The 15,079-nt window shown below is 47.0% G+C and carries 14 protein-coding genes; 4 read left to right on the forward strand and 10 right to left on the reverse strand.

What is annotated here, in order from left to right:
• Positions 1-100: 100 nt before the first annotated feature.
• Together BXO87_RS08940 and spo0F are read right to left on the reverse strand one after the other, a co-directional pair.
• On the reverse strand, positions 101-958 hold the full coding sequence (locus BXO87_RS08940; protein WP_003151102.1) for a class II fructose-bisphosphate aldolase: 858 nt from the start codon (positions 956-958) through the stop codon (positions 101-103).
• Between the two features lie 175 nt (positions 959-1,133).
• Positions 1,134-1,508 carry a sporulation initiation phosphotransferase Spo0F gene (gene spo0F, locus BXO87_RS08945; protein WP_012118670.1) on the reverse strand — a complete coding sequence of 125 codons (375 nt, stop codon included), beginning with the start codon at positions 1,506-1,508 and terminating at the stop codon, positions 1,134-1,136.
• Between the two features lie 164 nt (positions 1,509-1,672).
• Here spo0F and BXO87_RS08950 point away from each other — a divergent pair, with 164 nt between their 5' ends.
• On the forward strand, positions 1,673-2,194 hold the full coding sequence (locus tag BXO87_RS08950) for a DUF2529 domain-containing protein (protein WP_007614394.1): 522 nt from the start codon (positions 1,673-1,675) through the stop codon (positions 2,192-2,194).
• A gap of 47 nt (positions 2,195-2,241) precedes the next feature.
• On the opposite strand, the gene pyrG is transcribed toward BXO87_RS08950, so the two are convergent.
• From pyrG to BXO87_RS08965, 3 genes are all read right to left on the reverse strand, one after another.
• A complete protein-coding gene (gene pyrG / locus BXO87_RS08955; RefSeq protein ID WP_007407615.1) occupies positions 2,242-3,849 on the reverse strand; it encodes a glutamine hydrolyzing CTP synthase in 1,608 nt (535 codons plus the stop codon).
• 240 nt (positions 3,850-4,089) lie between these two features.
• Entirely contained in the window at positions 4,090-4,617 is a 528-nt protein-coding gene (gene rpoE, locus BXO87_RS08960; protein ID WP_032875929.1) for a DNA-directed RNA polymerase subunit delta, read from the reverse strand.
• 227 nt (positions 4,618-4,844) lie between these two features.
• A complete protein-coding gene (locus BXO87_RS08965; protein ID WP_047936271.1) occupies positions 4,845-6,953 on the reverse strand; it encodes a (Fe-S)-binding protein in 2,109 nt (702 codons plus the stop codon).
• A 138-nt stretch (positions 6,954-7,091) separates the two neighbouring features.
• On the opposite strand from BXO87_RS08965, the gene cls (BXO87_RS08970) reads away from it, so the two are divergent.
• The 3 genes from cls (BXO87_RS08970) to BXO87_RS08980 all read left to right on the forward strand — a co-directional run bounded on the left by cls (BXO87_RS08970) (position 7,092) and on the right by BXO87_RS08980 (position 9,607).
• Positions 7,092-8,291, forward strand: coding sequence for a cardiolipin synthase (cls, locus tag BXO87_RS08970; protein ID WP_020954350.1), 1,200 nt, complete (start codon positions 7,092-7,094; stop codon positions 8,289-8,291).
• 12 nt (positions 8,292-8,303) lie between these two features.
• A complete protein-coding gene (gene uvsE / locus BXO87_RS08975) occupies positions 8,304-9,266 on the forward strand; it encodes a UV DNA damage repair endonuclease UvsE (protein ID WP_047936272.1) in 963 nt (320 codons plus the stop codon).
• A 68-nt stretch (positions 9,267-9,334) separates the two neighbouring features.
• Positions 9,335-9,607 carry a hypothetical protein gene (locus BXO87_RS08980; protein ID WP_003151087.1) on the forward strand — a complete coding sequence of 91 codons (273 nt, stop codon included), beginning with the start codon at positions 9,335-9,337 and terminating at the stop codon, positions 9,605-9,607.
• Positions 9,608-9,677: 70 nt separating this feature from the next.
• Here the strand turns inward: BXO87_RS08980 and BXO87_RS08985 are convergent, their stop codons facing one another.
• The 5 genes from BXO87_RS08985 to narJ all read right to left on the reverse strand — a co-directional run bounded on the left by BXO87_RS08985 (position 9,678) and on the right by narJ (position 15,075).
• Positions 9,678-11,402 (reverse strand): ABC transporter ATP-binding protein, encoded by a 1,725-nt coding sequence (locus BXO87_RS08985; protein WP_020956475.1) that lies wholly within the window; start codon positions 11,400-11,402, stop codon positions 9,678-9,680.
• A gap of 80 nt (positions 11,403-11,482) precedes the next feature.
• A complete protein-coding gene (gene cls / locus BXO87_RS08990; protein WP_076851336.1) occupies positions 11,483-12,985 on the reverse strand; it encodes a cardiolipin synthase in 1,503 nt (500 codons plus the stop codon).
• Positions 12,986-13,080: 95 nt separating this feature from the next.
• Positions 13,081-13,710, reverse strand: coding sequence for a YitT family protein (locus BXO87_RS08995; RefSeq protein ID WP_007407623.1), 630 nt, complete (start codon positions 13,708-13,710; stop codon positions 13,081-13,083).
• Positions 13,711-13,849: 139 nt separating this feature from the next.
• Entirely contained in the window at positions 13,850-14,521 is a 672-nt protein-coding gene (gene narI, locus BXO87_RS09000) for a respiratory nitrate reductase subunit gamma (RefSeq protein ID WP_038460195.1), read from the reverse strand.
• Complete coding sequence (gene narJ, locus BXO87_RS09005) at positions 14,518-15,075, reverse strand: nitrate reductase molybdenum cofactor assembly chaperone (protein WP_038460197.1); 558 nt, start codon at positions 15,073-15,075, stop codon at positions 14,518-14,520. The genes narI and narJ overlap by 4 nt, the downstream gene beginning before the upstream one ends.
• Between the last annotated feature and the right edge of the window lie 4 nt (positions 15,076-15,079).

A 15,079-nucleotide genomic window follows, 5' to 3' on the forward strand; every position in this document is an offset into this window, starting at 1 on the left:
AATAAATTTTCAGAACTGTAAAACATGATTGCGCTTTCTAAAGGTAAGACATAAAACCGCCTGTCAATGCTGTCAGGCGGTTTATGGATGTTACATTGGATTAAGCTTGGTTTGAAGAACCGAACTCACGCATTTTGCCGATAACCGTTTCTTTGATCGCTTCACGAGCAGGTCCAAGATATTTACGAGGATCGTATTCGTTCGGCTTAGCTGCCAATGTTTCGCGGACAGCTTTTGCAGAAGAAATTTGGTTTTCAGTGTTTACGTTGATTTTAGCCGTACCAAGTGAGATTGATTTTTTAATGTCGGCAGTCGGAATTCCTGTACCGCCGTGAAGTACTAATGGAAGGCCGGTTGATTTGCCGATATCTTCCATTTCTTTGAAACCGAGGTTCGGTTCGCCTTTGTAAGGACCGTGAACAGAACCCAGTGCAGGTGCAAGGCAGTCGATGCCAGTGCGCTCTACAAGTTCTTGACACTCTTTAGGGTCAGCATAGATTACGCCTTCAGCGATCACGTCATCTTCCTGTCCGCCTACAGTTCCAAGCTCAGCTTCAACTGAAACGCCGTGGAAATGAGCAAGCTCAACCACTTTAGCTGTAGTTGCTACGTTTTCCTCAAACGGGTGGTGAGATGCGTCGATCATTACAGAAGTGAAACCTGCATGAATCGCTTTCGCACAAGATTCAAAGCTTGAACCGTGGTCTAAGTGAATGGCGACAGGAACTGTCACTTTGTATTCTTCCATAAGAGCTTTAACCATGGCAACCACTGTTTTGAAGCCGCCCATGTAGCGTCCCGCGCCTTCTGAAACACCAAGAATAACCGGGGATTTTTCCTCTTCTGCTGCTTGTAAAATAGCTTGAGTGAACTCAAGGTTATTTAAGTTAAATTGTCCAACAGCATATCCTTTTTCTTTAGCTGTATTCAACATTTCCGTCATTGAAACTAAAGGCATGTCGAAAGTCCTCCTTATGTAGCCTGATTTGCTTCTTCTCGAAAAAAGCTTTCCACCTATAGCATGACCATAAAAACCTGTCATATGTAAAACAACAGATCGCTTTTTCTCCATCTCTAGGATACCAACTTTTCGACAAATCGGCAACACAATGACATAATTGTTTCTAATTTTATTAATTCGATTTTAGAGGTAAATATTTTTTCACCGCGTCTCTGATCTCATCAATGTCAAAAGGTTTCGCAAAATGGGTCAGCGCTCCGAGCTCTTTTGATTCCTTAATCATATCGAGTTCTCCGTAAGCGGTCATGATAATGACGCGGATGGATTCGTCGATCATCTTCATGCGCTTGAGAATTTCGATTCCGTCCATGCCGGGGATTTTCATATCTAAAAGCACGAGATCGGGCCGTTCTTTCGTTACGATGTCCAGCGCCTGTATGCCGTTGGCGGCCTGAAACGTCTGGTACCCTTCTTTATGAAACACTTCATTGAGCAATATGCGTATACCGTATTGGTCATCTACGATTAAAATCTTTTCATTCATCATTTTACACCCCAATATTATCATTTTCGTCAAAAGGAAGCAGTTGTTTATGTATTCTGTTTGATTTTCACATTTCCTTTAATTATAATAGTCTACTTTCCGACATTTTCTGAGCATTTTCTCTTTTGTTGTATACTGTTCTTGTATGTGTAAAGGAGGTTTCACTCATGTTAAAGATATTTACGACGCAGCTTGCAGGCATTTTTTCCCGCATTCAGGATAAGGAATCCGAAGCAATAGAAGACGGCGCGCGCCTGCTGGCGCAGGCAGCCGTCAGCGGTCATACCATTTATTTATACGGCGCAAATGAGATGCAGGGCATTTTGTGCGAGGCGGAACTCGGCTCAGAACCGATGCCTTCCGTCAAAGCGTTTCCGGATACAGCTGATTCGATTACAGAAAGCGACAGGGTGCTGATGTTTTGTTCAGGTCCGGGCACGGCTGAAGAACAGGCTCTGGCTCAAAAGCTTTATGAAAAAGGGATCGGCCTCGTTGGCGTATCTCCTGTCATCAAAGATCAAACCGGGATTGAGGCATTTTGTGATGTTCATATTGACAGCAAATTAAAAATGCCGCTTCTGCCTGATGAAGACGGGACAAGATACGGCTTTCCTTCATTAATGACAGGCCTGTATGTCTATCACGCACTGTCCTTTACGTTAAAGGAAATGATGCAGGAATATGCCTGATGCAGAAAAAAGACTTGCCGCTTTTAAAGGAGGCAAGTCTTTTTTTATTACTTCTGTTCTGCAGCTTGTACGGAAGCGCCGATAAAGTCTTTGAATAAAGGCTGAGGTCTTGTCGGTCTTGATTTGAACTCAGGGTGGAACTGGCAAGCGACATACCAAGGATGGTCTTTCAGCTCGATGATTTCCACAAGACGGCCGTCAGGGCTTGTTCCTGAGAACACAAAACCGTTCTCTTCCATTTGCTGTCTGTATTCGTTGTTGAATTCATAACGGTGGCGGTGGCGTTCGTATACCACTTCATCCGCATACGCTTCGAAGGCTTTCGTGTCTTCCTGGAGCTTACAAGGGTACAGTCCGAGACGAAGCGTTCCTCCAAGATCCTCGACATCTTTTTGTTCTGGCAGAAGGTCGATGATCGGATAAGGAGTGGACGGATCGATCTCCGCAGAGTGAGCCCCTTCCAGACCTAATACGTTTCGCGCATATTCAATGGATGCAATCTGCATACCGAGGCAGATGCCGAAGAACGGAATTTTATTCTCACGCGCATACTTGGCGGCGATGATTTTCCCTTCTACGCCGCGATCTCCGAAACCGCCGGGCACGATGATTCCGTCTGTGCCGCTAGTCAGCTCTTGAATATTGCTTTCTGTCACTTCTTCGGCGTTAATCCATTTGATCTTCACATCAGCGTCAAACGCATAGCCGGCGTGGCGCAGTGATTCAACGACTGAAATGTAAGCATCCTGAAGCTCGACGTATTTACCGACGAGGCTGATTGTAATGGTTTTAGACAAGTTTTTCACTTTCGTGACAAGGTCTTTCCATTCCGTCATATCCGGGTCTTTGCATTCTAATTTCATATGATCGCAGACAAGCTTATCGAGTCCCTGCTCCTGAAGGTTAAGCGGGATGGAGTAAAGGTTGTCCGCATCTTCGCACTCGATGACCGCTTTCGTGTCAATATCGCAGAAGAGCGCGATTTTATCTTTCATATCTTGAGAAATCGGCATTTCCGTGCGCACGACGATGATATTAGGCTGAATACCGAGGCTTCTCAGCTCTTTTACGCTGTGCTGCGTCGGTTTTGTTTTCAGCTCGCCCGCCGCTTTGATGTACGGAACAAGCGTACAGTGAATGTACATCACGTTTTCATGGCCGATGTCGCTTTTCATTTGACGGATGGCTTCAAGGAACGGAAGGGATTCGATGTCTCCCACTGTTCCGCCGATCTCAGTAATGACTACATCTGCGTTTGTTTCTTTGCCTGCACGGTACACGCGGTCTTTCAGTTCATTTGTGATATGCGGAATGACCTGAACCGTTCCGCCGAGGTAGTCCCCGCGGCGCTCTTTTTTCAATACGGCAGAATAAATTTTGCCGGTCGTCACGTTGCTGAATCTGTTCAGATTAATGTCAATGAAACGCTCATAATGCCCTAAGTCAAGGTCAGTCTCAGCGCCGTCATCGGTAACGAATACCTCACCGTGCTGGTACGGGCTCATCGTTCCCGGGTCAACGTTGATATAAGGGTCAAATTTTTGGATAGTGACGCTCATGCCTCTGTTTTTCAAAAGGCGGCCAAGTGACGCAGCCACAATTCCTTTTCCGAGTGATGATACAACTCCCCCGGTTACAAAAATATATTTCGTCATTTCGTTTGCTCCTCTCTTCGGTCTGCGCTACATTCCTTAAAATGTGCCGTTTTATAGAAAATCATTTCACTAAAAACAAATGATGTGTAAAAGAATTTGGGAGATGAAAATAAGAAAGCTCCCTTTCAATTTCTTGAAAGGGAGCGTAGCACTCTTATGAATTCTCTTCTTTTTGAAGAGCCCAAAATACATACTACATAGTTCGACAATGAAAGTCAAGATCGTTTTGCTGATATAAAATCAGTCTTTGCGTTCCTCTTCCTCATCATCATAATCTTCCTCATCTTCTTCAATCACATCGTCTTCGATCTCAAGCTCGTCGTCATCTTCTTCATCGATATCTTCGTCGTCGAAGCTGTCTGCGTCAAGGTCAATATCTTCTTCTATTTCATCGAGATCGATGTCATCTTCATCAACTTCCTCGAATTCATCAAGGTCGAGATCTTCTTCAACGACTTTTTTCGCTTTTTTCTTTTTCGCTTTTACAGTCGGCTGTGTTTCTTCGTCCAGCTGATCGTACGGATACCAGCTGCGAAGCCCCCACGTCTGGTCTGACAGAGCAATAAAGCGGCCGTCAATGTTCAGGTCTGTATAAAATTGGGCGATACGGTCGCCCAGTTCCTCTTTCGTAACACCGAGCAAGGAGATCATTTCATTCAGCAGCTCCTGGAACGGAACCGGTTTTTTATGTTCTGAGAAAATTTCGTGAGCGATTTCAACTAAAGCCATCTGCTTCAGCTGTTCCTGAGAATATTGTTTGATACTCAAGGTCGGACACTCCCTTTCTATTACTTATATGTATCTGTTTCTATCCTATAATAAGAACGAATTTGTATTGTTTTGTTCATAAACCATACCTCTCATTATAAACAAATTAAAACAGAATATGCTACCCTTAACAGCGTAATTTAAGAAATTTTAGAGCCGTCCCTTCATAAATCGGCTGATGTGCGAAAACAAAGCCGCCGGCATATGCGCCGGCGGCACGCTTCTTTCTATAAAGACTCTTGTTTTTCAGCGCCGAATACAGACATGGCGAGCAATTCACTGACATCATAAGTGCCGATCGCGTCTTCGGCTTCTTTCGCTTTCGTACCGTCGCCGAGCATGGTCAGACAGTAAGGACATCCGGAACTGATGACCGTCGGACTGACAGAAAGCGCCTGCTCAGTCCGGGCCGTGTTGATTCTCGCTCCCGTTTCTTCTTCCATCCACATGAGCCCTCCTCCGGCGCCGCAGCACATCCCGTTTTCGCGGCTGCGCTCCATTTCCTTCAATTGAACGCCCGGAATGGCTTTTAAGATCGCTCTCGGCGGCTCATACACTTCATTGTATCTTCCTAAATAGCACGAGTCATGGAAGGTAATCGTTTCATTCACCGGGTGAAGCGGTTTTAGTTTCCCCTGTGACACAAGCTCGGCTAATAATTCAGTATGATGATAGACTTCGGCCCGGAATCCGAAATCAGGATATTCATTTTTGAACATATTATAGGCGTGCGGATCAATCGTGACGATTTTTTTGATTCCGTGTTTTTCAAATTCGCCGATGTTGTGTTCCGCCAGCTCTTGGAACAGAAACTCGTTGCCCAAACGGCGCGGCGTATCGCCTGAGTTTTTTTCCTTATTGCCGAGAATCGCAAAGGATACGCCCGCTTCATTAAGCAGCTTTGCAAATGAGACGGCAATCTTTTGGCTCCTGTTATCGTAGGAACCCATTGATCCGACCCAAAACAAATAGTCGAACTCTTTGTCTTGTTTTTTCATTTCACTCACTGTCGGAATTTCTGTATCAGCCTGCTCCCGCCAGTTCTCCCGCTCTTTCCGGTTTAAGCCCCACGGGTTTCCCTGTCTTTCAATGCTTGTCATGGCCCGCTGCGCGTCGCTGTCCATCTTCCCTTCCGTAAGCACAAGATAACGGCGAAGATCGATAATTTTATCAACGTGTTCATTCATGACCGGACATTGATCCTCACAGTTGCGGCAAGTGGTGCACGCCCAAATCTCCTCTTCCGTGATGACCTCGCCGATTAAGCTCGGGTTGTAATCAATGGCTGCGGCCGCTTCACGCGATCCTCCCCCTGAGGAAGCCGCGGCGAGCTGATTCGCTTTCGTGTGCTGAAAAACGGGCGCGGGCACCCACGGAGATTTTGACGTCACCGCAGCGCCTTTTTCCGTCAAATGGTCTCTGAGCTTTAAAATGAGGTCCATCGGCGAGAGCATCTTGCCCGTACCGGAGGCCGGACACATATTTGTACAGCGGCCGCATTCGACGCAGGCGTAAAGGTCGACAAGCTGAGAGCGGCGGAAGTCTTCAATCTTTCCGACGCCGTAGCTTTCTTTCGTCTCATCGGTGAAATCGATTTTTTCCAGCTTTCCTTTTGAATCCAGCCTGCTGAGGAACACATTCGCCGGACCCGCAATTAAGTGCGCATGCTTTGATTGCGGCACGTACACTAAAAAGCTGAGCAAAAACAACAGATGAAGCCACCATGAAACATAAAACACGGCGGCGGCAGCCGGCGCTGAAAGACCGCCGAGCACAAACGCAATGGAGGAAGCGATCGGCTCCGTCCAAGACAGAGAATGATCGTGCCATAAAAGGTTCATGGCGTTCCCGAGAAGCACCGTCACCATCAGTCCGCCGATAAACAGCAGGACAAGCCCCGCTTTAAACCCGCGTTTCAGTCTGACGAGTTTTTCAATGTAGCGCCGGTAAAACGCCCAGACTACGGCGATTAAAATCAGAAACGTGACGATTTCCTGAAAAAAGGTAAACGCCGGATAAAGCGGACCGAACGGCAGATGACGGTCAGGAAGCAGCCCTTTCAGAATAAAATCAATTGCGCCGAACTGAACGAGTATAAAACCGTAAAAAAACAGAACGTGGATGATGCCGCTCTTTTTATCTTTCAGCAGTTTTTTTTGTCCGAACACATTCACCCATATCTTCTGAAGACGTTCTTTCAGGCGTTTATCAAATTCTTCCCTTTGGCCGAGCTTAATATAAGCGATCCTCGTTCTGATCAGGTAAACGAATAAATAAACGGCGTAAGCGGTTACAGCTGAAAACAGCAGCGCGTTTACCATGAGAAATGCGTTCATCTTGTCTCCCCCTTTGTTCTGATACCCCTCTTCATTGTCATATCTTTACTTTATCATAAATAATGAATGAGTGTTCAGTCAATAATTAAATTCACATTCTCAGGGCACACTACGAATACTTCGGAAAGGAGCGTCGGTATGAAGGTCATTTTTGTGTTGCTTGTCATTTTTATCATATTGATCGCACTTATGCTGCTTGATATGCTGCTTGGCCGAGCGGCGTACAAAAAACAGGCGTATGAGCCCGTTTTTGACCCGAAAAAGAGTGATATCACACTCATTCACTGCGGCAGCGAGCTTGTGCGGCAGATGACGGCTGATATCCGCCAAGCCGTCTCTTCTATTCATATGATGTTTTTTATTATGAAGAACGATCAAGTCAGCCATGAGATGTTTCATTTATTGAAGGAAAAGGCCCAGGCCGGCGTCTCCGTATATCTGCTGCTCGATTGGGCGGGCAGCCGCCAAGTGAAAAAGCCTTCCATTCAAACGATGAAAAAAGCCGGCGTTCACGTTCATTTTCTAAATAAACCGGCATTTCCGTTTCTTTTTTTCAGGCTGCAAAAACGGAATCACCGGAAAGTGACCGTCATTGACGGCAAAATCGGCTATGTCGGCGGTTTTAATATCGCTGAAGAGTACCTCGGCAAAAAAGCGAAGTTCGGAAACTGGGAGGATTATCACCTGCGGATGACCGGCGAAGGCACGGCGGATCTTCAGACTCTTTTTGTAAGCGATCTGAAACGAAACACCGGAAAAGCACCCGGATCACCCGGGGTTTATCCGGCATTATCCGAAGGGAATATCTCTCATAGGACATATGCATCTGACGGTTTTTCGCTTGAGTCGCATTATGAAAACTGCATCCGTAAGGCGGAGAAAAAAATCATTATCGGCACGCCTTATTATGTACCGAGCAAAAAGCTTCAGGAAGCGCTTATTTCAGCCTGCCGAAAAGGCGTCAAAGTCATCTTGATCGTGCCGATGAAGTCAGACCACCCGCTCGTTCGGGAAACAGCTTTTACCTATTATCCCGAGCTTCTGAAGGCCGGCTGCCTCATCTATCGGTATTATCAAGGCTTTTATCATGTCAAAGCTTTCATTATTGATGACCGCATCAGCATTATCGGCACGCCGAATTTTGATAAACGGAGCCTGTTCTGGAATGAAGAGGTGAATGTCATCATTCATGATGAAGCCTTTACAAAGGAAGTGCTTTCAACCATAAAGCAGGATATCGAAAAATCCGAGCTTCTCACATTAGAAAAAGTGAAACAGCGCTCCGTCAGACAGCTTCCTGCAGAATGGCTGGGAAAGGCCATATCTTACTTTTTATAAAGGAGAAACCATATGCTGTTCAGATTCGGATTCGTCGCAAACGCCATGTGCCTTTGGGACGCGTCCCCCGCAAAAACCTTAACATATGCGCGCTATACCAAGCTTTCCCGCAGTGAGCGGAAAGACGCCCTGCTTTCTGTGACGAAAGCCAATCTCACCAATACGCTGCGCACCATCCACTATGTGATCAGCCACGGCATCCCGCTGTACAGGTTCTCAAGCTCGATTGTGCCGCTCGCCACCCATCCGGATGTGCTGTGGGATTTTGTCACGCCGTTTCGCCAGGAGTTTCGTGAGATCGGCGGGCTGGTCAGAAAATATGATCTCAGAACGAGCTTTCATCCGAACCAATTCACGCTTTTTACAAGCCCGAAACAGGAGATTACCGCAAATGCGGTCAAGGATATGGCCTATCATTATGACATGCTGGACGCAATGGGCATCGCGGACCGTTCCGTCATCAACATCCATGTCGGAGGCGCTTACGGTGACAAACAAAGCGCGCTTGGCCGGTTCCGCGTGAATCTGAAAGAACTTCCCGATGTCATCAAACAGCGGATGACTTTAGAAAACGATGATAAAACATATACGTCCGAGGAAACACTCAGTGTATGTGAACAAGAAGGTATTCCGTTTGTGTTTGATTATCACCATTTTTACGCCAATCCGACCGATGACGCTGATTTAGATGACATTCTTCCGCGGATGATCAAAACATGGCAGCGGATCGGCTTAAAGCCGAAGGTCCATCTCTCCTCGCCAAAATCAGAATCAGCCATACGCAGTCATGCGGACTATGTGGATGCGAATTTTATTCTGCCGGTGCTGGAGCGGTTTCGACAATGGGATACGGACATCGATTTTATGATTGAGGCGAAAGAAAAAGACCGGGCGCTGCTCCGGCTCGTCGAAGAATTAAGCGCCATCCGCGGAGTCAAACGCCTGGCGGGCGGAGTGCTGAAGTGGAAGGCATAACCAGGTTTATCACCCGTTTATATGGGGAATTTCCGAAATAACAGACCATCAGACGGAGGAGAAAACACATGAAAAACATTACATCTTTGAAAATAGCCGCTAAGAAGTTCACTTTACGAAACATGCTTCAGCTTTATCAGCTTTGCCACACGGGAGGCCACGAGCTGTATATCTACTCTAAAAAAACGATGTGCAAAATCAAAGATATCATTGAGCTGGAAACGTTCAGAATGGCCCATAAAGAACAAGAATATTTAATTGTAGTGGAAGGAAAGAAAGCGGTGCAGCTTGTTGACCGTTTCAAACATATCATCGAACCTGCGCAAAAAGAAGCCCATTAAATACGGACTACATAAAAAAAGGATAGACAGGAGGCTGCCCGGCCCCCGCTCGTCTATCCTTTTTCTTTTATTAATGAATCAGCTCGCCGAATTGGGCCTGATGAAGTCTCTGGTACATGCCGCCGGATGCCAGCAGTTCCTTATGATGACCTTGTTCAGCGATGCCTTCTTTCGTGACGACGACGATCCTGTCCGCATCCTTAATCGTAGCCAGCCGATGGGCGATCACAAGCGTCGTGCGTCCTTCAGACAGCTCTTGCAGCGATTTTTGAATGGCGGCTTCCGTTTCTGTATCGAGGGCTGATGTAGCCTCGTCTAAAATTAAGATCGACGGGTTTTTCAAAAACATTCTGGCGATGGAAAGCCGCTGCTTCTGCCCGCCTGACAGTTTCACGCCGCGCTCGCCGATCACCGTGTTTAAACCGTCGGGATACCCGTTTACCAAGTCCTCTAAATGCGCCTGGCGGACGGCCTGCCAGATTTCTTCCTCAGACGCGTCGAGCCGCCCGTAAGCAATGTTTTCCCGCAATGTGCCGGAAAACAGAAAGACATCCTGCTGGACGACGCCGATTTGTCCGCGCAATGATGACAGCGTCATGTCCTTAATATCGATTCCGTCAATGGAAATCACGCCTTCAGACGGCTCATAAAAGCGCGGCAGCAGACTTGTCAGCGTTGATTTTCCCGCTCCCGAAGGCCCGACGAATGCGACTGTCTCCCCGGCATGAATGGACAAATTGATTCCCGACAGAACCGGACTGTTTTCTTCGTAACCGAATGACACACCATCATAACGGATATTCCCTTTTAAACCGGACACATGTCTCGCGTTCGGGGCGTCCTTGATATCAGGCTCCGTTTCCAGTATTTCTATAAAGCTTTTAAAACCGGCAATGCCTCTCGGATACATCTCAATAATCGCGTTGATTTTATCAATCGGACGGAACAGAACGTTCGTCAGCAGCACAAAAGCGACGAATTCCCCGTAAGATAACGATCCGCGGATCACGAACCATGTGCCGCACAATAAGACGAACAGCGTGACGAATCTTGTCAGCATGTAACTGATCGAGCCGTTTTTCGCCATGATTTTATATGACGTCAGCTTTGTTTTGCGGAAACGCTGATTGTTCACGTCAAACCGCTGCGTTTCAAACGCTTCATTGCTGAAAGCCTGAACAAGACGGATGCCGCCGATATTGTTTTCAACCCTCGCGCTGAAGTCCCCGACGTCTTTGTTCAGTTTTGTAAATGCAGAGGTCATTTTTTTATTGAAATACAAAGCAAGCCATATGACGACCGGCATAATGATAAAAGTCAACAGCGCAAGCTGCCAGTTAATGAACAGCATCACACCGAACGCGCCCAAAATCGTCATGATCGCGATAAACAGGTCTTCAGGCCCGTGGTGGGCGGTTTCTCCGATATACATCAAATCATTGGTGAGCTTGGACATTAAACTGCCCGTTTTGTTGTTATCGTAAAATTTGAACGAAAGCTTTTGCAGATGGTCGAAAAGCTTTTTCCGCATATCGGTTTCAATGTTAATGCCGAGCATATGGCCCCAATACGTCACAACATACTGAAGTGCCGAGCTGAGGGCGTAGACCCCGAATAAAGCAGCGGAAGTCAAAATAATCAGACTCCAATCCCGCCCCGGAAGCAATGTATCGATAAAGTAATTGACAATCAGAGGAAAACTCAGCTCCATCAATCCGCCGGCGATGGCAGAAAAGAAGTCGAGAAAAAACAGCTTTTTGTACGGTTTATAATAAGAAAAAAATTGTCGCAGCACGATTCCGTCCTCCTTGTGCCTCGTTCTTAATGATAATATTTCTCAATTATACTATACACAAGGAGTTTTAAAAGCGTTTTTTATAAAACGCCGGAAAATAACCGTGCGAAGGATTCCTTCGTTCTTTCCCATAATGTGCGCTTATAGAAACGGACGGGGCTGATTTTTTCAGACTCCTTCATATCCTCCAGATAATGCGCTTCAAGATCTTTGATCGCCTCTTGATCCGTAAAAAAGACATTGACTTCAAAGTTCAGCTGAAAGCTTCTCATGTCCATATTCGCCGTCCCGACAGAGGCGAGGTTTCCGTCAGTGATGAGCACCTTTTGATGCATAAAGCCTTTTTGATAAGAATAGACTTCGATTCCTTCGCGAAGAAGCTCGGGGAAATATGATCTCGTCGCGTACTGGGTTAAAAATCCGTCATTGGTTTCCGGCACCATGACACGCACCCGGACGCCTCTGGCAGCAGCCTCCTTTAGCGCTGTGCGGATCGGCTCATTCGGCACGAAATAAGGCGTCGCGATCCATACAGACGATTCGGCCGCCGCTATCATGGCATAATACAGATCGCTCATCCGCTCCTTCATATCGGGGCCTGTCGGAACGACTTGATAGACGCCGCCGCTTTCTGCCGCAACCGGGCGGGTATATGCTTTCTGATCAATCAGCACCTCATCCGAAACGTATTCCCAATCAAGCATAAAAATGCTGTGGAGCGTCTGAACGATTTCTCCTTCGACTTTCATATGGGTGTCCCGCCAAAAGCCGACATCTTGGTCTTTGCCGATATACTCCTTGCCGACATTCAGCCCGCCGACAAAACCGACTTTCCCGTCAACGATGACGATCTTGCGGTGATTTCTGAAATTGAATTTTTGGTTGAAAAAACCGTATTTCAGCGGCAGAAACGGGACGATGTTCACGCCCGCGCGTTTCAGTTTTTTAATATCTTTTCCGGCCAGCTTCAGGCTGCCGGCCGCGTCGAACAAAAACCGCACTTCCACGCCTTGACGCGCCTTTTCCATCATAATGTCCATCATCTTGTGCCCGAGCATGTCTGATTTGAACATGTAATACTCAATATGTATAAATGACGCGGCCTCCCGGAGCGCCTCAAACAGCTCCGGAAATGTTTCGTCCCCGTTTTTGAGCATCTTCAGCCTGCTTTTTGTATTGATATTCATATGGGACGCCTTGATTGAATATTGAAAGAAACGCTTCTGATTTCCTTTCAGCCCGGTCAGGTCGGGAGTTTGTTCCATATCAAATATCGTTCTCAGCTTTTCCCGGTTGTATGTCCGTTTCGACCTGAACAGCTTGCCTTTTTCATAAAGCTGGCCGGAAAAAAGGTAAAATAAGTACCCGGCGATCGGAAAAAACACAAGAATATGAATCCATAACAGCGTGTGCTGCGAGGTGCGGTTTTCAAGAATTAACGAATAAATGCTGAACAAAATAATGCTTGCATAACAAAGCACCCCTCCGTAAAACTCAAGCCTGGAAACCGGAAAAAACCATATGACATATGCTCCGATAAGCATCATATATAAAAAGCAAAATTCCAGTCTCCTTTTCAGCATCCCGACTCTCTCCCATCTGATCCGATATCTCTGTATACCCTCTGTTTTCAGGCCTGTAAACATATGAAAAAGCCTCTCCGCACGAGCGGAAAGGCTTATGATGAAGCTTCTTGTGATTGGCCGGGTGTGATGTTCTGAAGCAATGCCGGATTGAGCGAGCAGCTGCCTTTGATTTTATTTTTGAAGATGCCGATGATCAGACCGGTGACCGCTATCGACACTAAGGAGAAGAGCCCTTTCAGCAACCCGACGGAAAAAATGCCGGCCAGCACGACGCCAAAATCGAAGAGGAAATTAACGGCACCCGGATTCCATCCGCAGCGCTTTTGCAGAAATAAAGCGAGGATATTGGCGCCGCCGAGCGATGCCTGATGATAAAACATGAGCGACAGGCCGAACCCGATCAGCGCCCCGCCGCAAATCGCCCCGGCAAGCGGTGAAACAGAGACCGGCGGCAGCCAGTGATCCGCGCCGGTAAACAGAGTCAGTACTGTGACTGCAAAAACGGTGGATAGAGTGAATTTGATTCCCATTCTGATGAGAGAAAATATATAAAACGGGATATTGATCAGAAAGAAGATAATCGCAAAAGAGGAATGAAACAAGTATGACAGGCTTAGTGACAGTCCCGCTGTGCCGCCGGTTAATACATGAGAATGTCTGAGTGTCAGGACGCCGGCGCTTGTCATCAGACAGGCGGCTAAAATGAGGAAAATCCGCTTCATTCTTCACTCTCCTTTTGTTGATGTTATTTCCAAATAAAACATAACAGGAATCCCCGCCGCCCAGCCATTACCTTGGCAGAAAATATCTTATGTTTTTATTTTTTCACCATGAAAAATCCCCCTCTTGCAGGGGGGATTTTTACGTGCGTTTCCGATAGACAACATAGCTGCGCGTCAAATACTTGAGGGGCAGGCTGAACACGTGAACCAATCTTGTAAACGGCCAAAGGATAAAAACGACGTACCCTATGATGATATGAAACTTAAACCATAGCGGGACACTCTCCATCAAAGAAGCGTCAGGCCGGAACAAAACAATTTCCCTGAACCACGGCCCGACTGTTGCCCTGTAATCAAAGCCTTTCGAATCAATGTTAAGAAATGTGGCCGCAACGCCCGACAGCATCATGAACAGCAGCAGGATGAGCGTCAGGATATCCGATGGCGAGCTGGTTTTGCGGATTCTTTTGTCAAACAGCCTTCTGTACGTCAGGATGACAAGTCCGGTACATGCCGCGATCCCCGCCGGCAGGCCTGCGCCAATCGCCATTTTGTGATACATATGCTCGGAAATGCCAAGAGAAGCATACACGCCTTCCGGGATCAAAATTCCCATGACATGTCCGCCGACAACGCATAGCAGTCCCCAATGAAAAAGTGTGCTGCCAGCGGCGAGTTTTTTCTTTTCTAACAGCTCGCTTGATTTCGCCGTCCAGCCGAATTGGTCATGCTGATAGCGGTAAATATGCCCGCCGATAAAGATCGTCAATACAATGTATGGCATAACGCCCCACAGGATCTGCCCGCTCATGCCTGAACAGCCCCTTCTTCAATGCTTTCACGCACACCGATGTTTTCCAGCGCGGCCTGCAGCACGTGCAGCAGCTCAGCATAGATGCTGTCATTTTTTTCGAGGCGGGAAGCCAGCTCTCTCACATTGGACAGGTATTTCTCAAACACGCTTCTCGCCGCTTCAATCTCTGCAACCGCGGCGAATTCCAGCATCAGCGGCAGGTAATCTGGCAGTTCTTTATCTGTCGGCAGGAAACCGGATTGCTGGTAGGTGTTTTTTAAATGCAGCAATTCAATGCCGCGTTCCCTCTGCTCGCCTGAGTTAAAGTAGGTGACGTACATATTCGTTTTTTTTCCGAAATCGAACGTATACACATAGTGTTCAATCAGCGCTTGCGGAGAAAAGCCGGCTGCCGCCTCTAAAAAGTGCAGCAATTTCTCCCGGATTTGCTGATTGGTGATGTCATGGATAAGACCCTTCCAATCGGGAAGCCCGGCTCTCCACTCTTCATCCGGATATGAGAGAAGAACGGAAAGAGCGGAGAACGTCATTTGCCGGTCTGTGGTGTTCATGTTA

It is taken from the genome of Bacillus sp. GZB (assembly GCF_001975995.1).
Taxonomy (GTDB): Bacteria; Bacillota; Bacilli; order Bacillales; family Bacillaceae; genus Bacillus; species Bacillus velezensis.